Origin of the sequence: Methylobacterium sp. ap11 (genome assembly GCF_900110515.1) — a bacterium.
Lineage (GTDB): Bacteria > Pseudomonadota > Alphaproteobacteria > Rhizobiales > Beijerinckiaceae > Methylobacterium > Methylobacterium ajmalii.
The window spans coordinates 125,385-147,147 of sequence record NZ_FOEB01000005.1 but is presented as its reverse complement, the minus strand read 5'-3'; the positions used below and the strand labels follow the sequence as shown (position 1 = coordinate 147,147).

At 67.7% G+C, this 21,763-nt stretch carries 16 protein-coding genes; 6 read left to right on the top strand and 10 right to left on the bottom strand.

Features of this window, described 5'->3' with window-relative positions:
* Positions 1-53: 53 nt before the first annotated feature.
* From BMX97_RS09070 to BMX97_RS09045, 5 genes are all read left to right on the top strand, one after another.
* Positions 54-728 (top strand): hypothetical protein, encoded by a 675-nt coding sequence (locus tag BMX97_RS09070; RefSeq protein ID WP_143074591.1) that lies wholly within the window; start codon positions 54-56, stop codon positions 726-728.
* Positions 728-2,674 (top strand): coiled-coil domain-containing protein, encoded by a 1,947-nt coding sequence (locus BMX97_RS09065; RefSeq protein WP_091748352.1) that lies wholly within the window; start codon positions 728-730, stop codon positions 2,672-2,674. The genes BMX97_RS09070 and BMX97_RS09065 overlap by 1 nt, the downstream gene beginning before the upstream one ends.
* A 4-nt stretch (positions 2,675-2,678) precedes the next feature.
* Entirely contained in the window at positions 2,679-4,763 is a 2,085-nt protein-coding gene (locus BMX97_RS09060; RefSeq protein WP_091748349.1) for a hypothetical protein, read from the top strand.
* 681 nt (positions 4,764-5,444) lie between these two features.
* Positions 5,445-7,004, top strand: coding sequence for an anti-phage dCTP deaminase (locus BMX97_RS09050; RefSeq protein WP_244538352.1), 1,560 nt, complete (start codon positions 5,445-5,447; stop codon positions 7,002-7,004).
* Positions 7,001-7,531, top strand: a complete 531-nt coding sequence (locus BMX97_RS09045) for a hypothetical protein (RefSeq protein WP_091748343.1) — start codon at positions 7,001-7,003, stop codon at positions 7,529-7,531. Before BMX97_RS09050 ends, BMX97_RS09045 begins: the two co-directional genes overlap by 4 nt.
* 164 nt (positions 7,532-7,695) lie before the next feature.
* On the opposite strand, the gene BMX97_RS09040 is transcribed toward BMX97_RS09045, so the two are convergent.
* Complete coding sequence (locus BMX97_RS09040) at positions 7,696-8,691, bottom strand: ImmA/IrrE family metallo-endopeptidase (protein ID WP_091748340.1); 996 nt, start codon at positions 8,689-8,691, stop codon at positions 7,696-7,698.
* A gap of 203 nt (positions 8,692-8,894) precedes the next feature.
* Between BMX97_RS09040 and BMX97_RS09035 the strand changes: the two genes are divergently transcribed.
* Positions 8,895-12,845, top strand: coding sequence for a bifunctional DNA primase/polymerase (locus BMX97_RS09035; protein WP_143074590.1), 3,951 nt, complete (start codon positions 8,895-8,897; stop codon positions 12,843-12,845).
* On the opposite strand, the gene BMX97_RS32005 is transcribed toward BMX97_RS09035, so the two are convergent.
* The 9 genes from BMX97_RS32005 to BMX97_RS32765 form a co-directional block, all read right to left on the bottom strand.
* Complete coding sequence (locus BMX97_RS32005) at positions 12,820-13,824, bottom strand: hypothetical protein (RefSeq protein ID WP_177202166.1); 1,005 nt, start codon at positions 13,822-13,824, stop codon at positions 12,820-12,822. The genes BMX97_RS09035 and BMX97_RS32005 overlap by 26 nt on opposite strands.
* A gap of 1,873 nt (positions 13,825-15,697) precedes the next feature.
* Positions 15,698-16,141, bottom strand: coding sequence for a hypothetical protein (locus BMX97_RS09025; protein WP_091748331.1), 444 nt, complete (start codon positions 16,139-16,141; stop codon positions 15,698-15,700).
* Positions 16,123-16,458: a hypothetical protein gene (locus BMX97_RS09020; protein ID WP_091748328.1), complete on the bottom strand. Its 336-nt coding sequence runs from the start codon at positions 16,456-16,458 to the stop codon at positions 16,123-16,125. The genes BMX97_RS09025 and BMX97_RS09020 overlap by 19 nt, the downstream gene beginning before the upstream one ends.
* A complete protein-coding gene (locus tag BMX97_RS09015) occupies positions 16,451-16,681 on the bottom strand; it encodes a hypothetical protein (RefSeq protein ID WP_091748325.1) in 231 nt (76 codons plus the stop codon). Before BMX97_RS09015 ends, BMX97_RS09020 begins: the two co-directional genes overlap by 8 nt.
* Positions 16,665-16,889 (bottom strand): hypothetical protein, encoded by a 225-nt coding sequence (locus BMX97_RS09010; protein ID WP_091748321.1) that lies wholly within the window; start codon positions 16,887-16,889, stop codon positions 16,665-16,667. Before BMX97_RS09010 ends, BMX97_RS09015 begins: the two co-directional genes overlap by 17 nt.
* A gap of 149 nt (positions 16,890-17,038) precedes the next feature.
* Positions 17,039-17,770 carry an IS21-like element helper ATPase IstB gene (gene istB, locus BMX97_RS09005; RefSeq protein WP_058619611.1) on the bottom strand — a complete coding sequence of 244 codons (732 nt, stop codon included), beginning with the start codon at positions 17,768-17,770 and terminating at the stop codon, positions 17,039-17,041.
* The gene (istA, locus tag BMX97_RS09000; protein WP_091748318.1) at positions 17,770-19,269 is read right to left on the bottom strand and encodes an IS21 family transposase; all 1,500 of its coding nucleotides are present in this window, start codon (positions 19,267-19,269) and stop codon (positions 17,770-17,772) included. Before istA ends, istB begins: the two co-directional genes overlap by 1 nt.
* Positions 19,270-19,420: 151 nt before the next feature.
* Complete coding sequence (locus BMX97_RS08995) at positions 19,421-21,046, bottom strand: AAA family ATPase (RefSeq protein ID WP_091748315.1); 1,626 nt, start codon at positions 21,044-21,046, stop codon at positions 19,421-19,423.
* 76 nt (positions 21,047-21,122) lie between these two features.
* Complete coding sequence (locus BMX97_RS32765) at positions 21,123-21,641, bottom strand: hypothetical protein (protein ID WP_091748312.1); 519 nt, start codon at positions 21,639-21,641, stop codon at positions 21,123-21,125.
* Positions 21,642-21,763 lie beyond the last annotated feature (122 nt).

Genomic DNA, 21,763 nt, shown 5'->3' with positions numbered 1-21,763 from the left:
CCTGTCGTGCAAAGCCGTCCCTCAGACTTGAGCTTGGCGGCAATTCATCCCGCATGGCACATGACGGCTCTCTGATTCCAAACGGCATTCCGGCCATGCCCACGGTCGACTACCATCGCAACGCCCTGCGCATCCTCTTCATCCTGGTGAAGGGCAGCCGACCGTACACGGGTGAGCCCGTCAACGGGTTCGACCGCGTGTTTCGGGGCGAGACCAAGGTGCAGGCGCTCGATTTTTGGGTGCGCTACCCTGACTATTTGGCGGACGAGCTTCTCTCGCTCTACGAGCTCACGAGCGACCGGCAGCACCTCGACACAGCGGATCGGATTTTCGCCGACGAAGAACCGGACCTACGGCGGGTGCCGATGCTGCGGCGGTACTTCGGTGCCTACGAGCCGCTCGACATGGTCTTGAGCATCCTCAAGAGCCGAGGGCTGGTCCTGCCGCGGTCGCGCCAGATGGAGCGCGGCACTGACGAGCATGACTTCCTGGTCGCCGCCAAGGCCAGTGAACTGATACCCCGGGTGGTCGCCGACCTGCCTGAATTGGGCTGGTACGACCGACGGGTGGACTTGGTGCTGCGCGTTGCCGCCGGCCGTGGCGGCTACGCCCTGAAGGAACGCCAGCATCGGCAGAAGGAGTACCACGATGCCGCGACCGGCGACCTGATCCCGACCACCGCCGAACGCGTCCGCAAACGGCTCGAAACCCTGCAGAAGGCCGCCTGATGGCTGACGAACCGAAGCCGTTCGACGCGGCGTCCCTGCTTGCGGAGATCGCGGACAAGTCAGGCCGGACCGTGGACGAGGTTCGCGGCGTCCTGACCCGTCACGGCGTCGCCTATAAGCCGTCCATCGCAGTCCCCAAGCACCTCTGCATCCGGTCACTCGCCTTCACCGGGGAGAAGAAGGGCGAGAAGGCGTCGGGCCCGATCTCGTTCGCCTGGGAAGACCTCGGGCCTGGCCTGATGGCCATGCTCAGCGACAGGAACTTCCGGGGCAAGTCGACGCTACTGGGCATGATGAGGTGGTGCCTCACGGGCCGCCGCGCCGAGAACATCCCCGGCGAGATGGCCGAGTGGTTCGACGCCGTGAAGATGGCGTTCACACTCGACGAGCAGGCCTACGAGGTGGACATCTCGGACGCGGTGACGCCCGCGGGCACGCTGTGGAGGGTCGAGGGCGAGAAGCGGTTCGAGCAGGCGCCGTTCGGGTCCCATGAAGGGTTCGAGGCCGTGATGTCGGACTTCTTCATGGGGCAGCTCGGACTGCAGACGTTGGTCGTCCACGTCGACCAGAAGGGCCAGGGCATCGACCAGACACACCACTGGCCATGGCTGTCCGGCGCCATGGTGATCGAGCCCAGCCCGAAGCACCTGTTCGGTTCGGCCCAGCACCTGCGCATCCGCATGATGCAGATGTACCTCGGGGTGCCCTGGGCGGACGCCACGAACGACGTGCTGTCGGCCAAGAACCGGATCGCGACCGAGACGCGGCAGGTCACGGCGGAGATCGAGCGGACGCGCGGGCGTCGCAAGGCACGGCTCGCCGAACTGGATGCCGAGCTTGCCTCGCTTCGTGCCAGGTTGGCCAAGCTGCCGCGCGAGGAGGACCAGCGACAGGCACTTAGGCGGGCGAACAGAGAGGTCGCGGCGGCCGAGGCGCGGCTGCGCGCCGGGGAGCGGACGCTCGCTTCCGTGGACGAGGATCTGGATGCGGCGAAGGAGGCGTATGCGGAGGCCCGGCGCGACCTGCATGATTTCAAGGAGGGCCGGGCCGCGCGCCGGGTCTTCCGATCCCTCGACCCTCTCGGCTGCCCGCGATGCGATGAGATCTTCGACGAGGAGCGCAGGCAGGAGACCCGTGAGCGACACGTCTGCGTCGTGTGCGGGACCGACGAGGTGCCCGAGGGCAACCCGGCAGCCCAGGAGGCAGGGTTGAAGGACGCCGTCGCGGCCTCGGAGGCGGAAGTGAGGGCCCAGAAGCTTCGCCGCGAGGCGGCCCAGGGAGCCGTCTCTCAGGCCAAGGCCGACAGGGAACGCTTCGAGGCGGACTGCCGCCGTCTCGAAGCTGCGCTCGCTCAGCCTTCGGGAGCGCATGCCCTTGAAATGGAGATCATGCGCAAGGAGGCCCGGAAGGAGGAGTTGGAGGACGAGGAGGAGCCAGCCCCGGAGCCGCTGGACGACACGGCCATCCTGGAGATTGCCGAGAAGGTGACGAAGCAGGCCTTCAAGCCGCTGCAGGAGGATCTCCTCGCGGAGGTGTCCGAACTGACCAGAGACTATGCGGTCCGGTTCGGCGTCGAGAGCCTCGAAGGGGTCGAGCTGCGCGGCAACTGCACCATGGCCCTGAAGAAAGGCGGCGGCACGGCCTTCTTCGGGGCGCAGACGGACGGCGAACGGGCGCGGCTCAAGATCGCCACGACCATCGCCATCATCACGGTCGCCGAGCGCCGCGGACTGGGGCGCCACCCCGGACTCCTCCTGATCGATTCGCCCGGTGCGAACGAGATGGTGGGCCAGGATTACGCCAGCCTCGTCGCCGGCCTAGCGGAACTCGTCGAGGAGATCGGCCACATCCAGGTGTTCGTGGCGGCCGTCAACAACGATACCATCCGCGGGCATGTGTCAGGCGACAAGGTGCGCTACGCTTCCGGGGACAATTACCTCTGGTGAGGCAGTGGACGCCCTCGACGCCAAGATGGAAGCGGTGCTGACGGCCGGGCGAAAGCCGTCGGCCGCGGATTTCGGCGGCCTCGACCCGATCCTGGGCGAGGCGATGGCCATCGCGCGCTCTCATTACGCCCCGGAGTTCGTGTCCCTCGTCGTCGACGGGAGCGACGACGTGAACGATGCCGCCATGGCTTTCGCCGGCAAGGTGGTCGAGCACCTCGACAACGATTTCGCGATCAACGCCGTCGTCGATTGGGCCGCTGGCCGCCGACCATTGCCCGAGCCGACCGAGCGCCAGTTCTTCCGGCGCTGGCTGGCCCTGGCCGGCGATAGGGACGCCGCCGCGAGCGTGCGAACGGCGGCCCTGCGCGGCGCCCTGCTCATGAAGCGTCAGGATAGCCGCCGCGCCCTCCAGCTGGCGGGCTTCGTGGTCGCAAGCGAACTCGATGACGAACCCGACTTCCTCGCGCATGCCGCGAGGGTCGGGGGCTTCCTCCACGCCGAGAGCCCGAACCCGGGAATCGTCAGCTTCCTCGAAGACCTGCTCAACGTGGCCGACGCCGCAGACGAGGCTTCGTTCGAACTCGGCCTGGATCAGGTAGGCTCGGCGCTGCGGGCCGTGGAAGGCGCCCAGGTGCTGGCCAGGCTGCGCCAGGCACGTTCCAGGTTCGAGGCCGCCTCGGCCCGCCGTGAGGCACGCGCAGACGCCAGGGTGCTCTCGCTGGCCATCGGGCTCCTCGACGACTTCTACGAGAAGCGGTCCGACGGTTGGGCTGAGCGGTTGCAGGACCTCAGCAGGGAAGCTTTCGCCTACTCGGCCTATTCCGGGCAGGAAGACGACTTCCTGAACGGCGCCAAGACCGCGGAGGTTGCCGCATGGGGGGCGCTCGCGGTCCGCCTGGGCAGCCTCACCCCCAATCTCGGCAAGCCTGCGTGGTGGGACGCCGCGCGCATCATCGAGGGCGAGCTGCTCGCGGTCTACTCAGCCAGTCGGACCATTTTCCGACGTGGGGAGGATGGCGGGTTGGAATGGGTGGTCCGGCCCCGCATCGAGGAATACGTTAGCCTCCAAAGGCAGCAGCTCTACGTGCTGCGCGACTGGCTGGGCGCAAACCCTCTATCCGAGCACGGGGCCGCTGCAACCGAGCTCATCGTCCGCGCCGAGGCCGCCTTGGGTATGGAGGGCTCCTCGGACCCTCAGCCGGCGGCGGCCGAAGGCTCATCGGTCGCCGCCATTCTTGAGCAGGGGGAGCTCCCCATCGAGCTCCAGGCGAGGGTCGTCCGCGAGACCCTCGCTGACGTCAACGCTTTCGAGTTCCGTCAGGTTTCGCCGCCCCTAATGGAGGCAGTAACGGCCGTCCATCTCACCTTCAAAGGGCTGCGGTACTACGAGCAGCCGAAGGTCCGGGCTATCGTGCGGTCGCTGGTCTACAAGACCCTGCTGTTTCTCGAAGACCGTCTCGACCTTACGGCAGGCGTGGATCCGGCAGTGGCCTACCTCTTCGTCGAGGAAGGGCAGCCCAACCCGCACGAGAAGGCCCTGCAGCAGGACTACATGGCGTCCCTGCGCCGCTCCAGGTTCGGGACGGTGGACGAGGTGCGCGGGGTCGGCGGCGGACGGGCAGACGTCGCCCATCAGGTCGACGGCATCAGGTTCGTCACCGAGGTGAAGCGCGAGGAGACGGACGCGTCGTTCGCGAACCTGTTGGCGTCCTACGGCGACCAGACCGCCCTCTACCAGAACACGAACATCCCGGTCGGCATGCTCCTCGTACTTGACCTCACCACGAGCGAGGGGCTCCCCGGTCATTTCCGAACCCTCTACCATCCCAAGGTGGGCGAACTGTTCGGGGACGGGCTGCTGCGTGGCGTACTCGTCGTTCGTGTTCCGGCGCGCAAGATCCCGCCGAGCGCGGCGACCGAGAGGGCCAAACGGGCAATCTCGGCGGCGAGGGCGGAGAAGCGACGCCAGGAACGAGCGGAGAAGAAGGCGGCAGACGGCGCGGCAGGAGCCAAGGGCCAAGGTCGGAAGCGGCAGGCGGCCAAGCCCATCCTTAAGCGGCCCGACGGCGGGTCCGAGGAGAGCGACTGAGGCTATCGTCCGCATTCACCTAGGGACGGCTGCGTTGGAGGCGGAGATACCCCGCTTGTACGAGCCCTACGCTCAAGGCGATCGTAAGGACCGTTCGGAGATCGCACGACATGAAACACGCCAGCCTACACCAGTCCGACTGATCCCGGAGTACCGCCGCGTGCCGTGCCTCCGCAATCCCATGAGGCCACCATGCCACCCCGAGTTCTCTTCGTCGCCGACACACATTAACACCACCAAGCCACCCTGACGGCACGCCTGGGCCTCAATCGGCCCTTCGCCACCATCGAGGAGCACGACGAGATGCTCATCGCCAACAGCACCACGACAGCCGCGCGCCACCTGGAGGCGGTGGCCGTCATTGTGGCCTTCCTGCCGGCCAGCACCGCATCCTGAAGGCGTCCTTGAAAATTCCATCCGATAGAACATAACATGAACAAAGAATGCTCGGCACGGGCGTCGGGGAACGTGGGTTGCGTCGGCACGGGTTAGGCTCCCGGGCGCAGCAACGCTTTCTTCGGCTGTTCGATGGTATGTCAACCACGGCGACCGCCACGCTGAATCTGTTAGTCATGGCGGGGCGGATAGGGACGGGCACATAACTCGATGGTCAAGGCCAGGGGCGTACCGAGGATAGCGGCCCAACCCGACGCAGACGCGTCTGGCGAGTCGAGCCAGTCGTTGCTGGGGCGGTCCCGGGCCAACGAACTGTTCATCGCGGTCGTGGGACCGGCCGGCGCCGGAGCAGGCCGGGCCGCTGAGATCATCCGCGGCTACCTGCAGGCCGAGTCGGTCGCCGGGCAGCCGTACGAGGTGCATATCGTGAAGGCGAGCGCGGCCATCAAGGCGTGGGCACGGGGCGCCGGACGCAACGTCGCCCCCGACGGCGCACGCAAGACCCTTCAGGGCATCGTCGACATGCAGGACCACGGCGACGCCATGCGGTTGGCAACCAAGGACAACGCCGCGGTCGCGCGCGGGGTAATAGCCCGCATTCACGAGATCCGCGCCGAGTATTCGTCTGATCCCTCGGGTGAGCCGGATGGCAAGCCGCGCGCCTACGTCATCGACTCGCTCAGGCACCCCGCGGAGGCCCATCTTCTCCGCCGCCTGTACCAGGACGCGTTCACGCTCGTCGGCGTCGTTTGCGCACCGGAGGAGCGCGAGCGTCGGTTGAAGGCCGAGCTCTTCGACTTCAAGGACAGGAGGCTGCCCACGACCGTCAAGGCCGTGGCCGAGTTCATGAACCGCGACGCCGACGCGCCAGATCGTCACGGACAGCACGTCACCGACGCCTTCCACGAGGCCGACTATTTCGTCGACAACACCCGCGACGCTCAGGACGACCCCAACAACACCGGCATGAACGAGCCGCTCCGCCGGTTCGTCCGCCTGCTGACCTCCGGGGACGTCATACGTCCCACCGTCGCCGAGACGGCGATGGACCAGGCGCACTCGGCTCAGCTTCGCAGCGCATGCCTGTCCCGGCAGGTCGGCGCCGCCGTCGTCGACGCTAAGGGAAACCTGATCTCGACGGGGACGAACGAAGTCCCCAGGGCGGGCGGCGGCGTCTACGGCGAGGGCTTCGGGCATCCCGCCGAGGAAAGCCGCTGCGCGTTCCGGGAAGACAAGTTCTGCAGCAGCAATAGGGAGCAGAACGCGATCATCTCCGAACTCCTGGACAGTTTCCCCGCGCTCGTGGGGGACCGGCCCCGCGCTGTCGTCGTCGCCGAGCTCAGGCGCACCCGCCTCGGGGGGCTGATCGAGTTCAGCCGCGCAGTCCATGCCGAGATGGACGCACTCCTGTCCGCCGGCCGCGTCGGCACCTCGCCTGTCGGGGGACGTCTCTACGTCAGCACGTTCCCCTGCCACTACTGCGCCCGCCACATCGTTGCCGCCGGCATCGACGAGGTCCAATACATTGAGCCGTACCCAAAGAGCCGGGCACTGCACCTCCACTGCGACTCGATCACGACGGACGAGACGGGATGGGTTCCGCCGTCCAGATGGTCGGACAAGGAGGGTACGGACGGGCAGCCCATGCCGCCCAAGGTGCTGTTCAGGCCGTTCGTCGGGGTGGCCCCGCGCATGTACGAGCGCGTCTTCCTCAAGGACCGGGACTACAAGGACAAACTGACCGGGGACTTCAGGATCGGCGAACCGGACTGGGGAGGCCCGTCCGACATCTTCAAGCACCGCTACACCGAGATGGAGAAGGCGTTGGGGATAACCGCGCCATGAGCAATCCCGTCGTCCGCTTGGCCTTCGCCGGCAGACCCGGCCCTGCGGCCGCCGGGCAAGAGGTGTCCCGCGGCGAGCAGTTGTCGCTATTCGACTACCGCCCCACCTATCGACTGCTCTGCCTCCCGATGGTCGAGCTGCATGGAAATTCTTTCGTCCGGCTTGTCGAGGCGCATCGACCGACCGTCGTCCTAGACGCGCGCGCCTACCCGTACTTCGACCTGACGAACCTCGACCGCGAGCGGGCATTCAGGTTATTCGCCAACGTGGCCGCTAGGTACGTGCACCGGCATATCGACCTACGCCGCCCGGACGACCAGGGGGCGCGATGGAGAGTCAGGGGCGCCACCATCGAGGCGTTGGAGGCGCTCGTGGACGCCGCGTCCGCCGGTGGGACGTTCGCCGTCCTCACGGACCGGGCATCGGATGCCTCCGTTTTGCAGGAAGCGACAAGACACTCCGAGCCATCGCGACCCGTCCGCTGGCTGTTCCAGACTCACGACGGAGCGCGCGCCGCAGACCCCTGATGGATAGGGTCCGGCTCGGGTTCATCCCACCACTGCCAGACGGCGTCATGCGGCACGGGTGCGCCCTCGCGTGACGCAGCCTCCCCGGAGGCGTCGAGAGCCCGGCGGCTTGCCCGCTCCCAGGCGGCACGGTTGCCGGCGCAAGGCAGCAAACAAAGTCCCGGTCACATGTCGAACGGGCGGGCGATGCCGTGCGCCTCGAAGAGTTCGCCGAGACCGTCAACCGGGATGGCGAGCAGCTCGGCGGTTCGGCCTACCGAGATGTGCCCCTGCAGGATGGCGGCCGCCATGACGTCCATGAACGGGCGACCGAACTTCAGGAGCTCGCGGTCCCCGGAGACCAAACCGCCGTTGTTGACGAGGAGGTCGTCGTCGTAGGCGCGCGCCGTCCCCCGGTCGATCCGGCCGAGATCGACCATCCGCCACTTGAGGGCCTTCGCCGACACGCCGAGACCCGTCGCCGTGGCGTTGAGCCAGGCGGGGTCGGTCGCGTCACCGGTCATGGTCCGGAGGAGCCAAGACGGCATCAGGAGCGCCGAGGCGAACTTTTCGGCCATGGTCTCGACGCGCTTCTGAAGCTTGCCGCTGCCCTCGCCATCGTCGAGCCGCTCCGGCGGCATCGCATCCCACGTGAGGATGTGGAAGAGCTCGTGCGCCAGGTCGTAGCTGCGCTGGCCCGGGATCTCGTTCCGGTTGACCAGTACCGCGCCCAGGTTCCGCACCAGGCAGGCGAAGCCGGAGATGCCTTCCCCGGCGTCGACCATGAGGACCAGGATCGACATCCGGTCGTACATGGCCTGCGCGAGGTCCCGCGAGGGCACCGGACCGAGTTCGAGGAACCGGGCGACCGCCTCGCCGGCGTCCGTGGCGTCCTCGTAGCTGCTCGCGCGCGTCAGGTTCAAACGGTGTACGATGGGCGAGACCGGGTCTCCAATCATGGCGCGGAGCTCCCCGTAGGTGCCGATCCACTCGCCCGCCTGCCGCTCGAAGGCGTCGAGGTCGGAAACGGGCGTGTCCGCATCCCGCCGCCACGAGAACCGGGCCTCTCCCGCGATGAGTAACGGGTTGATGAAGATATCCAGCGGCACGTCGACCTCGCGCACGGCGACGACGAGTCCCTCGGCCGTGAGCCTGCGCTGGCCGGACTCGATCTGCTGCAACGTTTGCCGGTTGTCGAAGCCGAAGATGAACGCAACATGCGGCCTCGTTAATCAAGGCTGTTTAAGATCGTTGCCGCTTTCAGGGTCCGATGGCAGCCTCCCCGCTGGGATGAGGGACAAGCCTGGATTCGCGCTCGTGAGAGACGTGTCCGGACACAAAGAGCCATCACCCGCGGCTGCCGACACGCACTCCCACGGTGCTGATGACACAACCGATTGCTCCTCCCGAGCACCTCGTCCGCGTTGCGGCCGCCTACGGCGGCATCATCGTGCCACCTAGCCAAAGCGGCGGGGGCGTCGAGGAGCTTACACAACGCTGGCCGATATTCGGCCCCCTCGGGCCACGCCTCCTCGCACGCGGATGGGCGGTCTACCCGCAGGGCCGCGATCGCCGTGCGCCGCTCCAGCCGCCGGGCCTCCGCATCGCCGGCAGGCCGGAGGTCAGCCCCAGGGAGTTGAGCAAGACGCTTCCCGATCCCGATAAATTGCGCTGGTGGGCGATCAACCATCCCTACGAGAACATCGCCGCCGTGATGGGCCCGGCGGGCGGGGTTTTCGCCCTCGACCTCGACATTACCGACGCAAACCTATGCCGGGCTGCGCTGGCCATCGTGGAGGAGGAACTCGGCGGACGGCCCTACCTCCTTCGGCACGCACGCAACATCAAATGCGCCATACTGCTCGGCTGGGATCATAAGGACCCGATCTGGAATAGCCGCAAGCTCAGCCTCCTCGACGGCGAGGGATGCGAGACGGACCATGCCATCGAAGTCCTGGGGAAGGGGAAATCGCTCACCCTCTTCGGGCGCCATCATCGGACCGGCCAGCCCTTCGGCTTTCTCCACGGCCGCAACCCGCTCACGACGGCGATCTCCGACCTCGCCGTGGTCGGCCGGGCCGCCCTCCAGCGGATCCTCGACCGCATCGACCGTGAGGTATGCCCACTTTCCAAAATCAAAGCGTTCGATGGCGCTGCGCCAGCCACGGGGGCCATAGCGGGCGCGGAAATCGACGCTCATGGCCTCGTCAAACCGGGCGGCCCGCCCGTCAAGGACACGACCTACGTCAACGGCAAGGTAGTCGACGGTCGCGAGGCGTGGCTGCGTGATCGTGCGATAGCCTGGTGCGTCAGCAACCCCAAGATGGCCGCGACGGACCCCGGCCGCCGCTTGCTCGCCCGCCACCTCACAGACGAGGCCGAGCGGAGTTGGGCCGGTTGGGGAAGCTTTGAATCCCGCCAAGGCGTCCAGGGGCCGGCGTTACAACGGGTCTGTTCGGCGCAAGGTTACATTGAGCGCACACCCAATCTCATGCGCCGCGTCGGACGCGAGGAGAACGGGAAGCCCATCCTCGCCGTCCGCGCCGCGGTCAAGGTCCAGCGGGAGACTCGGACCGGCTCGCTCGAGTGGCTTTCCGACGACCTGCTCGGGTCGGTCTCGTTCAAGTCGGTGACCACCGACGGTCAGTCCGAGAAGGCCGTGGCCCGCGCGCTCGTGTTCGACGGGGCTGTCCGCCGGGCCGAGCAGGACCGGGTCGCCGAGGCCGTCCGCGCGGGCATCGACCTCTGGATCGACCAGGCCTACCGCCGTGCCGCCAGCGAACGAGCCCCGCTCGCGCCGATTCAGGTTCTCAAGGCGCCGACCGGTGCGGGCAAAACCTCGACCCTGATCGAGCGTCTCGCTGAGGCGAAGCGCCGGCGCGGCGCAGCCGGTGCGCCCATCCTGGTGCTGATGCCTAGCTACGTGAACATCGACGAGAGCATCGCCCGCTCCCAGGGCCGCCAGCCTGGCGCGCCGGTGGCGACCGACAGGTTCAAGCGCTCCGCGGCGGACGCCACGCTGGAGGCCGAGGGACTCGGCCTTGACGTCGGCATCCTCACCGGCAAGGAGCGTGGTGGCTGCCGGATGACCGAGCACCTGACCCTGCTGCGTGGCGCCAAGCTGCCAGCATCGGGCCTGTGCTCGGGCGACGACGAGACGCCGGCCCAGCGCAAGATGCGCATCCGCTCGAACCGGGCGAACATCGCCCGGCGCAAGGCCGGCGAAGACGCTCCTCCGGCGGAAAAAGCACCGAAGGCGTACTGCCGCCACCACCCGCTCGCCGGCGGCGACTGCCCGGTCATCCTGGCCCGAAGGGCGCTCGCAGCTAAGGACGTCGTGTTCGCGCCGACTGCCTTTATCACCGCCGCGATCCCTGCCGAGTTGTCGGAGGCGTTCTGCGCGGTCGCGGTCGACGAGCGCGTTTCCTTTGAAATGATGGCCTACGCGACCATGCCGGTCTCGAGATTGGAGCGTGAGCGTGCAGCCCCGCAGATCAAAGACACCGACCCGCCGGGCACCACGCCGGATGGTTTGTTGGCCGAGCGGCGGCGCGTGGCCGATATCGCAATCGCTGCCCTGGAACGAGGTGAGGATGTGGCGCTCGCCATCCACCGGCACCCCGATCACCGCGTTCGCGAGTGTGTCGGATCCGCACTAACAGTCGTGCGCCGGGCCCAGCGCGGCGTGCAGGACGTCCGCCCGAACATGCCCATCGGCGAGCTTAAAGCCCTCGTGAGCAAGCCGATTCAGGGGGACTTGCGAGAGGAAACCAAATTCTGGGCTCTGGTCGAGGAGCGCCTCGCCCTGCTGGCCGAGGATGACCAGATATCGGATCTCGCCGGAGGTCGGCCGCAACCTGATTTGCTTAAGGTCACCGGCGAGCGGGACGTGCGCCTGCAGGTGCTGGCGCCGGGCATGCTGGGCAAGGACGCGCCCATGACCGTGCGCATGTCCTGGCGCCGGAAGCCCAATCTGGGCGACTTGCCGCTCGTCCTGCTCGACGCCTCTGCGGATGTGGGCATGATCCGTAAGGTCTGGGATGGGCGCGACGTCGATGCGGTCGAAATCCCAGCCTACCTGCATCTGCAAACCGTGGCGGTACTGGACGCGTCCTACGCGACGTCCAGCCTCGATCCGGCCGGCGTCGAGGATCCGAAGCTCGCGAAGGCGATTGCCCGCCGGGTCGTGAAAGTGCGCCGGGCCGAGACGGTCCTGTCGACTGTGTTCGGCCAGGGGCGCGTCCTGACCGTGGCCCCCCGCCGCGTCCGTAAGGCGCTGCGCGTCGCCTACGCAGAAACCGAGAACATCGACACCGGCCATTATGGCGCCATGCGCGGCCTGGATTTCGCGAAAGCGCACAAGGCGGTGCTGACCGTCGGGCGGCACGAATTCCCGACGTGGATCGTGGACGCTCTGGCCGCCTGCCTCGCTTACGATGACCCGGAACCCGAGTCGCCTTTCGACGTGAACGGCAACGGCCTGCGAGCGGACGGCGAGCCGCTGAGGCCCCATCAAGTCGAGCGATCTTACCCGCTCCGGGACGGGCGCGACCTCAAGATCATGGTCTCGGAAATGCCAGGCCGCTGGGGCAAGGCGATCCAGAGGCAGTTCCGGGAGGAGGAGCAGTTGCAGGCCGCCGGTCGCCTGCGGCCGGTCTACCGCGAGGGCGAGCCGCCGGTGTGGGTGGCGATGTCCAAGGTCCTGCCCGAAGGCATTGTCATCGACGCGGTGACATCGCTGGACAAGCTGTCCGATCCTCGCGGGGCCGGGAAGCTGCTCGATGCCATCCGCCGTGTCGGCGTCGTCGATCCGGAGCTGCTGGCGGGGCAGGCCCGCGATCTCTCGGGCGTCCAGGGCTTGCCAGCGCAGATGCGGGCCCTCGACCTCGACAAGGCAGGCAAGGCGTCCGCGTTCGGCGGGGGCTTCGACCTGTACGCGGTCAAGGTCGGCGGCGAGGAGCGTTTCGTCCCGGTCCCGGCCTACCACATCGATCCGGTCTCGGCGGTCTGCGAAGCGTACGACCGCTCGGGCCTGTCCGTGCAGGGGGTGCGCCTCGTGGCGAAAGGGAGCGATTCGGAGCCGAGCCGGCGGAAGATCCTCGACAGGATCGACGCAGAGATCGGGACTTCCGACGAGCGCGCTGAGGCTGAAGCGGCCGCCCGCGACGCGGTCGTCGCAGGCAAGCGAGGCGAGCCGCCGGCCGGTCCGCGACGCCGCCCGGAGGTTGGCTTCCCGCTTGTCACGGAGCCGGGTCAGGACGACGTCGCCGCGGATGTAGTTCTGGTGACGCAGGGTCTTCCGTCGACATTCACCGAGGAGGACGAGGCTTCCTAGGGGCTCGTCCCCGAGACCCCTTCGGTGGAGGCGACCCTGTTCGCGGAAACCGCGCCAATCCCTTGGCCGGAGAGGCATTCGACTCGGACGGCTGAGGATCGGGGATCGGCGGGATCGCCGGCCTGTTGGCCCTCCGCACGAGCTTCCGTTCAGCCCGCCGTGCGCGCCGCATCCGGGCCTCTTCCCTCAGGCGCTCCGTCCTGAGCGCCTCGTCCTCGGCTACCTGCAGGCGCCAGGCGATGACCGTGTCTCTACGATTGCGGACCCGCGAGAATGCGAACTGCATGCCGGCCCAGGCGAGGTCCGCCGCCACGGGCTTGAGTACCTTGACGACGAGATCCGAGGGCGGGTGACGCCCGTCGTATCCGAGCGCCGGCGCGATCTCGCTTGCAGGAATGGTCACGGACAGCGCCCCGCCCGCCGTCCTATGTGCTCTCCATGCGTCCGGCAGGCGCTCTGGAGCGGCGACCCACGCCATGACCCGGATATAGGCCAGCGGCGAATGGCGGCACCTGAAATGTTCCATCCGTTCAAAATTGACCCAAAGCACGGCGCCGGCCCGACCGGCATCGGTGCCTCCGGCATGTGCGAGCAGAGTGCGTTCGACCCGTACGCACGCGACCTCGCCCTGGCCGCCGGACGGTTTGCCGTCGCGGTCGAAAAAGCCGCCAGATATGGGCGAGCCCTCCGGGCCGGAATCGTCGCCGAGTAGCCGAAAGCGCATGGATCGGACACGGGCCAAGTCACCTCGAAGTGCGGCCGGAGAGATCCCGCCAAGCGTCTCGCGGATCGCTTTTGGGCTGATCCAGAGGGCATCGAAGTGCACCTCGCCGGTCGCTGCATGTTCCTGGCGGCGGATTAGTCGCTCGAATGCGGTTTCGTCGTCATCGACGACGGACGCCTCGCAAGACAGGACCGCTAGGAGGAGTCGTACGGCCGCGGCGGTTACCTCGACCTTGGTGGAGGCTCGTACGGCCATGGTCAGCCGGGCTGCGACATGGTGCGATAGAGGCTGAAACCGGGTCATAGGCGGGGATGCCATCTGTACCATGAATTATCAAGATAATATGCGCTCTTTCAGCATCTTAGGCTAGCTTCCTCCCTAAGTTTAAGGGGGGACTATAGGGGGGTTCCACAATCCGGGAGGGGATTCGTTCTGGCTCCTGCTGGCGTGAGCCACGAGACGGCTGGGCTTACCCGTAGGCTTGGCTACGCTTCCGCTCCGCCTCGCCGAACGAGAGGGGGGAGGAGCGCATGTAGGGTTTTCCTCTGCGCGCTGCCGCGCGTTTTTCCAAGGTGGATGACCGTGTCGAAGCCGCCGCACGCCGCGCTACCCCCGTCCTTGGACGGAAACGGGGCGCCTGCAGGTCAGATGGAGGCTGGACGGGTCTCTACTCATCTCCACCCTAGACCCGGCTGTACGGCCTTCCCTGCGCCTCGGTGTGGAACATCACCCGGTGCGGTCATCGCCGGCTTGGTAGAGGAGCACCTCGAGTGTCGAGTTGGCCGCGACATTCGACGCCAGTCGAACGGCGACGGTTCTGAAGGCGGTACGGGCTAACCGCTTCTTCGTAGCGATGGAGTGCTATGGCCTAAACGGCCGATGCTGGTTCTGGAGGCGGCGGCGGCGTTTCGGTGCCGGTTGCGCAACGACCTTACATTTTCGTCGTCATCGACAACCGAAGCCTCGCAAGACAGAACCGCCAGTAGGAGCCGTACAGCCGCCGTCACTTCGACCCTGGCACCTGTTCCCGCGGCCAAGACCAAGCCGGTCGCGAGATGACGCGAGAGGGGAAAACCCGCGTCATGACCCCGAGATTCGCCTTCGTTCGTGATTTGCCAATATAACTCTTATTTTTCAAAGGCTTAGGGCGATTTCCTCCCTAGCTTTAAGGGGGGACTATAGGGGGGTTCCACCAGCCGAGAGGGGAATTGCTCGGGCTCATGCAATCGTAGACCACGGGATGGCTGAGCTCGCCCCTAGGCGAGGCTCCGCTTCCGCTCCGCCTCGCCGAATGCATCGGGGATGCGGCATGCAGGGCTTTCCTCTGCGCGCTACGCGCGTCGTTTTAGGGAGGGGGCACCGGGTCCGCATGTCGGTGCCCGCCGCGCTCCACCCCTTTCATGGACGGAAACGGGCCGTCTGCGGGCCTAACCGAAGCTAGACGTATTTGGGGGCATCCGCGCCCCGAACCCGGCTGTACGGCCTTCCCTGCGCATCGCGGCGGGAAGCTTATAGTGTGTTCATGGCTGGCGTGGCCATTTGGCAGCACCAGCAACCCTTGCGCACCACGAACGCGAAGGTCGACCGCAGGGCATCGGTGTGTCGAGGCGAGCCTAACCCGCGTGATCGGGCAACTGAGATGGGATCTGCGCATATGGTGGCGAGGGCGCCAGGCACGGGACAGAGTGGCGTCAGCATGATGTAATCGCTCTCAGGGCCTGCACCTTAGATGTTTGGTCGCATGGTGCGATAGTGACAAGAAGGCACCTGCGGATTATCGCCCTTGGTGTAAAAATAGTGCCGTAGATGGAATGATAGTGCGTGCTGCGCCTAATTATGCTATGAATCGTTTTGTCACCGCACGTCCTGAGGGCGAGGTTCGGTGCAGCCAACTTCGGGCCCGTTGGCATTCCGCCGCGGGCCCCTTTTTGTTTCCGCCCTTAGAGCGAGCACTGCTGTCACCTCGATAGGGACACACTGGTCTACGTTAAGACAATGACGGCAAGCGCCGGGCGGGTTGCAGCGGCGCCTGCGACTGTCAGGTCGAAAGCGCACAGGGCGAGGGCGGCGACGAGCTCGCAGACGATCATGGGACGGCCTTCCGTGGAAAAGGCCAAGCTTGCCAGCATCAGTCTCCGGACGAGAGCTCGCCTCGGCCCCGGCCGGGGCACGGGCCGCTCATCGACACCACCACATCGAGGCCGTCCTGCTGGTCAACGGACCAGACGCGCATCTGAGCCTCGCCGTAGCCGCCGCCGACCGGCGACCACGTCCCGGCGAGCTTCCCCCTGTCGAGCCATGCGGAACCGGCGCCCTGTGCCTCGACCCGCTCGCGGCCGCGCAGATCGGCGGTCCCGCACACGATGGTAGTCGTCCATCCATCCCGGCCGGCCGGTGACGCGTACAGGCGGGCGAATCGGGACCGGCCGGCCTCGACCGGACCGCGGACACTGAGCAGGAACCGGTCGCCGGCGGCGGGGAACGACAGCTCGACGGGGACTGCGGCGCCGGGCTTGGTGGCGGCCGGGGCCGCGGCGAGCACGAGGGCAAGGGCTACAGAACGCACCAACATGAACCGTCCTCCTCGAAGTGAACAAGGGAAGCGCGGAGGACGACGGTGCCGTCCTCCAGCGTGAAGGCGGGGCCGACGTAGTGGTCGAACGTGACCCTGATGGCGGATGGGTAACCGGGCGCGTCGATGGGCGTCCCCCAGGCGTATGCGCAGACGGCGCGCTGGCGGAGGGCCTGCACGCGAGCGACAGCGGCGGGATGGACGTGGAAGCGCACGTCCCGCAGCGTGATCGCCCTGACGTACCGGGAGACGCGGCCGCCCTCGCGTACGGACCACGCCCGCGGGCGGAGGCGCAGGTTGCGGTAGACGTCAGTCATGCGGCGGCTCCGGAAGCGGGGCGAAGGAAGTCGCGACGCCCTCGGCCTCCCGCGCGACCTGGCGAGCCTCGTCGAGCGTCAAGCGCCCGGCCTCGACCAAACGGGCAGCCCTCAGGACGCGGGCGCGCATGCCGCGCCCGACAAGGCTGCAGATGCGGCCGGTTTCCCACATGGCCTGGATGCGGGCGGCGACGGCGGCGAGGTCGTCACGAACGGGGGGCATGGCGGTCCTCCGGAATCTCGGGCAGCGACAGGGCCAGCGCCTGCGCCCGGTTCTCGGCGATGAGCGCCTCGGGACCGGAGAGGACGCGCGTGTCGGCCAGCCGGATGACATGCTGGATGTAGCCGTCGAGGCCGTGGGCGACGTCGACGTGGATGCGACCAGAGGCGCGGTGGGCCCTGAGAGCGGAGAGGAGGTAGTCGAGTGTCAAACGGCATCGGAACGGGACCCCTGATCGGCGTCCAATCGGGACCCCTTGTTGCGCGTAGCGCGACGCCCCTGGTCAGCCCGGCGAAGCGGGTCGGGGTGGCGCAGCCGGGCTGACCAGGGGTCCAGGATGAGCTGCGCGCAGGCCGCCCTTCACGCCCGGTTCTTGAAGCGCCAGCTCTCGTTGCCGGTCTCGACGATCTCGCAGTGGTGGGTCAGCCGATCGAGCAGCGCCGTCGTCATCTTGGCGTCGCCAGCAAACACGCTCGGCCACTCCCCGAACGCCAGGTTGGTCGTCACCACGATCGAGGTGGTCTCGTAGAGCCGGCTGATCAGGTGGAACAGCAGCTGACCGCCCGACTGCGCGAACGGCAGGTAGCCGAGCTCGTCCAGCACCACCAGATCGAGCCGGGCGAGGTGGTCGGCGATGCGGCCCTGCCGGCCGGCTCGCGCCTCGGCCTCGAGCCGGTTGACGAGGTCGACCACGTTGTAGAACCGGGCCCGCGCCCCGTCCCGGATGCACGACCGGGCGACCGCGATGGCCAGGTGCGTCTTGCCCGTGCCGGTGCCGCCCACCAGCACGACGTTGCGCTGGTGGGCCAGGAACTCGCCACCGCAGAGGTCGCGCACCAGACCCTCGTTGATCGGCGTCCCGGCAAAGGCGAACTCGGCGAGGTCCTTGGCTAGGGGCAGCTTGGCAATCGTCATCTGGTAGCGGATCGAGCGCGCCTGCTTCTCGCTGATCTCGGCCTGCAACAGGTCACCGACGATCTGCTGTGGTTCGTGGCTGCGTTTGAGGGCGACCTTGATGATCTCGTCGTAGGCCGCCTTCATCCCGAACAGCTTCAGCTCGCCCATGGTGGCGAGGATCTGCTGACGTTCCATCATGGGGCTCTCCTCAGGCTGTCGTAGCGGGCACAGTCGGCGACTGGCTCGTGGCGCAGCCGCAGGCTCTCGGGCGTCAGCAGCGGGACGGGCGCGGGCGGCTCCCGCTGGCGGGCCAGGATGTTGAGCACCACGTCGGCCGAGTGCACACCCTCGCGCAGTGCCTCGGCGCAGGCCGCTTCGACCGCGGACAAGCCGTCGCCGAGCACGGCGGTGAGGATCTCCACCATCTGGCGGTCGCCGTCGGCGCTGCCGGCGAGCTTGCGGCGGATCCGTTCGAGGGCGGCGGGCAGGACCCAGTCCTTGAACGGTGCGCCGTTGCGCAGCGCGCCGGGCTTGCGGGCGAGCACGGGGACGTAGTGCCAGGGGTCGAACACCGTCTGGCCGCGGCCGAAGGCCCGCGGGTGCTCGGCGACGACGCGTCCGTCCTGGCGGATCTCGATGCGCTCGGCATAGGCGCGCACCTCGACCGGGCGACCGATGGCCGATGCCATGACCGAGTACTTGTTGTTGTCGAAGCGCACCAGGCAGGTCGAGGACACGGCCGCCGGCACGGTGTGGAAGCCGTCGAAGCGTCCGGCATAAGGGACCAAGGCTCCCCGTTCGGCTTCGAAGGCCTGCCAGATCGTCAGGTCGCGCTGCTCGGGATGCGGGTGGGCCTTGGCGTAGGCGACGACCCCGTCGAGCAGCAGGGCGTTGAGCTCGTCGTAGCTTCTCACCCGGACGCGCGGGGTGAACAGGCGCTCGCGTACCAGCCCGACCTGGTTCTCGACCTGCCCCTTCTCCCAGCCGGACGCAGGCGTGCAGGCCACGGGCTCAACGAGGTAGTGCGAGCACATCTGCAGGAAGCGGCGGTTGTAGGCGCGCTCGCGCCCGACGAAGATCGTCTCGACCGCGGTCTTCATGTTGTCGTAGATGCCCCGCTGGCAGGTGCCGCGGAAGAAGGCGAACGCTCGGTCGTGGGCGTCGAAGACCATCTCCTGGCTCTCGCGCGGATAGGCCCGCACGAACAGCATGCGCGAGTGGCAGAGCCGGACGTGGGCGACCTTGACCGTCGTGGTGACGCCGGCGATCAGCACGATCTCGTGGCTCCAGTCGAACTGGTAGGCCTCACCCGGGGCGAAGGCGAGTGGCACGAAGGCGGGAGCCGTCACGCTGGCCTGCTGGCGCTTCCACGTCTTGGCGTAGCGGCGGACGGCATCATAGCCGCCCTCGTAGCCGAGCCCCCGCAGCGCCTCGAAGATCCGGGTCAGCGTCAGCCGCTCCCGCGCCGGCTTCCCGGCATTGGCCGTTAGCATCTGGTCGAGTTCGTCGCGCCACGGTCCGAGCTTGGGTGCAGGCTGGACGCTGCGGGTGTAGCGGAAGGCGGTTGCCTCCGAGCGGATCACCTTCCTGACGACCTTGCGGGAGAGCATCAACTCCCGGCAGATCTGCTTGATCGGCTTATGCTGCACGAAGTACGCGCGGCGGATCTTCGCGACCGTCTCCACGACCAACATCCTCCGCGAGCCTCCCGTTCCGAATGCGGGAGGCAGTCTGGATGAAGTATCCTGGGGGTCCCGTTTGGACGCCGATCACCCCCGGAAACGGGGTCCTTATTCCACGCCTAATCACAGTCGAGGACGGGAGCGTGCACGATCTGCCTCCCCCTCACATCCGCGTCGCGAGGGCTTCACGCCCCGCGAGCACGGCCTCGGCAAGCCGGCGCACGCCGCGGACGGAACCGCCCCGCCAGTGCGCCTCGACAAGCTCGGCCTCGTCGGGAGCGAGGTCGGGCATCCAGTGCTCGTCGAGGCCCCGCTCCGCGCGGAGCTCGGTCATGACGCCACGCAGGAGGGCGGGCAGGTGCTCACGACGCGGATCGGGCACCGTGTAGACCTTGAACCGGTCAAGCAGCGCCGGTGCGTCCCGACGGAGGCCGTCGAGGTCGTTCGCCGTCGCGATCCACGAGACCGCCGACAGGTCGACGGGGCACTCCAGCGCCGGGTCGACGATGCGGCAGGCGTCGGGCGTCAGGAACGGCAGGAGCCCATCCAGGGCGCTGCCATTGTGCTTGCTCGTCGCGGTCTTATCGATCTCGTCCGCGATGACGGCCGCGCACGCCATCGACAGCCGCTTCAGCAACTGGAGCGGCGTAGAGGCGCGGTATGTGGACCACTGGCGGCTGGTGCCGATCAGGGCCGAATCTGACGTCCCCGAGAGCGAGCAGATCTGGAAGCCGAGCCCGAGCACCTCGGCGATCCGGCGCGCCAAGCGGGTCTTGCCGCAGCCGGGGTTTCCGACGAGCAGCAAGGGTCGGATGAAGACGTGCGGGCGACCCGAGAGGTCGCGCAGGACCGCGTCGATGACGGCCTCGGCATACGGGAACTCGCCGACGAGGATCTCGCGCGCGGCTCTCAGGTCAGGGACCGGCAGCAGGGACCAAGCCCGCCCGGCGAAAGGGGCCCACTCGGCCCTGACGGTCGAACCCGTCAGCCCGCCGGGACGGCTCTCGCCGGACTTCGCCGCCCCGGGCAGGTGCTCGACGGACGCCAGGACGAGGAGCGACGGCCCGCTTTCAAGCCGCTCCTGCGCCGTCTTCTCCTCGGCGGCCTTCGCCTTGGCCGCGGTCGCCCACGCGGGCGCCGGCTCCGGCGCGCCGACATATGCGTCCTCGATCAGGCGGCCTCCGCGCAGCAGGGCGTTGCTCAGGGACCCGAGAGCACCCCGGCCGGGCCTCCAGTCCAGAGCGGCATGCACGTCCTCGGCCATGCCGACGCTCGCCCGGACATAGCGCCAGCCGTTGGGCTCGCCGAGGAGATCCGGCAGGAGTCCGCGGATGTACTCGCGGGCCGGGGGATGGCCGGCCTCCCACAGGGACAGCGCAAGGACGCCGGCCAGGAGGCGCAGGTGCTCGTCGCTCGCCTGCTGCTCGTCCGTGTAGTCGAAGCTGAAGTCGGCGCGGAAGCCGCCCTCGCGCAGCCACACGAGCGTCTGATCGAACGCGGCCGCGAACTGCACGGCAAGCGTCTGCTCGGCCTCCCGGCGGTTCCGCTTCACTTCGTGCGCGTAGCTGTCGAAGGCGAGCTTCAATGCCCGGTACACGCCAACGATGCGGACGTCCTCACCGACAGCGGCGGCGGTCCGGAGCGAAGGAATTGACCGGCCGTAGCGGGCGGCCAAGAGCAAGGCGGCGGGCGCGAAGGGAAAGGCACCGCGGCGGGGAGCCTCGGCCTCGCCTGAGAGGTATCGTTCGAGCGCGCAGGCGCGCGCGCCCTCGTCGAGGGTGCTCGTCATTGTCTGGTGTCCCTTCGGGTATCCAGCGCGCCGCTGAAAAACGGAGCGCACGAGCCTCCACTATGGAAGCGAGGTGTTAAGACTTGGTTACGCCTCCCGCGCGAGGGTGTTTCCCGCGTTCCGTGATGGCGTACCGCAGGATGTCGATGCCCTCGTCGAGAATCTCCATAGCGGCGCGTCGCATCTCCTCCCGCCCGGGCGATCTGTCTCGGCCGCCCTCGTCGACTTCCCGCAGCCCGGCTACGCTAAGGAGCACGAAACCTAACAAGCGCGGATGGCTATGCGCCGCCGCCCGGCCGATCAGGGCCAGGACCCACGGCGGCAGGCCGTACCGCATTATTCGATCATGCGTGACCGTGCGCCGATTGATGTATGCAACTCTGCTTAGATCACCATTCCACTCGCCACCGAATACTTTAGTCGCCGCATGGTCGGCGGCGTCGGCCAGGGGCTCCGCGATCTCGGCGTGCGTTGTCGGCTCCGTCCCGATGTACGGCGTCCGGTCGATGTAGGCGAGCGGCTGCCCGTCAGCGGTCCCGACGCAGAGAGCGCCGGGGACGGGGGAGACGACGTTGGGGCGGAGCTCGATGCGCACTGTCAGTCCTCGTCGAGGGCAGTAGGCGCCCGCCCATGCGGGCGAGGCGGGCGAGGCAGCGGGGGCACGTCGCGGGGGACGGGAGTTCATCCGACCAGCCGACCGACCGGGCCGCCCCGTAG

Bases quoted from the DNA above. Each gene is read 5' to 3' on its own strand.
- istA (WP_091748318.1), bottom strand. From the start codon at position 19,269: ATGTTGGTCGTGGAGACGGTCGCGAAGATCCGCCGCGCGTACTTCGTG.
- BMX97_RS09045 (WP_091748343.1), top strand. From the start codon at position 7,001: ATGAGCAATCCCGTCGTCCGCTTGGCCTTCGCCGGCAGACCCGGCCCT.
- BMX97_RS09020 (WP_091748328.1), bottom strand. From the start codon at position 16,458: ATGACTGACGTCTACCGCAACCTGCGCCTCCGCCCGCGGGCGTGGTCC.
- BMX97_RS09065 (WP_091748352.1), top strand. From the start codon at position 728: ATGGCTGACGAACCGAAGCCGTTCGACGCGGCGTCCCTGCTTGCGGAG.
- BMX97_RS09025 (WP_091748331.1), bottom strand. From the start codon at position 16,141: ATGTTGGTGCGTTCTGTAGCCCTTGCCCTCGTGCTCGCCGCGGCCCCG.
- istB (WP_058619611.1), bottom strand. From the start codon at position 17,770: ATGGAACGTCAGCAGATCCTCGCCACCATGGGCGAGCTGAAGCTGTTC.
- BMX97_RS08995 (WP_091748315.1), bottom strand. From the start codon at position 21,046: ATGACGAGCACCCTCGACGAGGGCGCGCGCGCCTGCGCGCTCGAACGA.
- BMX97_RS09070 (WP_143074591.1), top strand. From the start codon at position 54: ATGGCACATGACGGCTCTCTGATTCCAAACGGCATTCCGGCCATGCCC.
- BMX97_RS09035 (WP_143074590.1), top strand. From the start codon at position 8,895: ATGACACAACCGATTGCTCCTCCCGAGCACCTCGTCCGCGTTGCGGCC.
- BMX97_RS09015 (WP_091748325.1), bottom strand. From the start codon at position 16,681: ATGCCCCCCGTTCGTGACGACCTCGCCGCCGTCGCCGCCCGCATCCAG.
- BMX97_RS32005 (WP_177202166.1), bottom strand. From the start codon at position 13,824: ATGGCCGTACGAGCCTCCACCAAGGTCGAGGTAACCGCCGCGGCCGTA.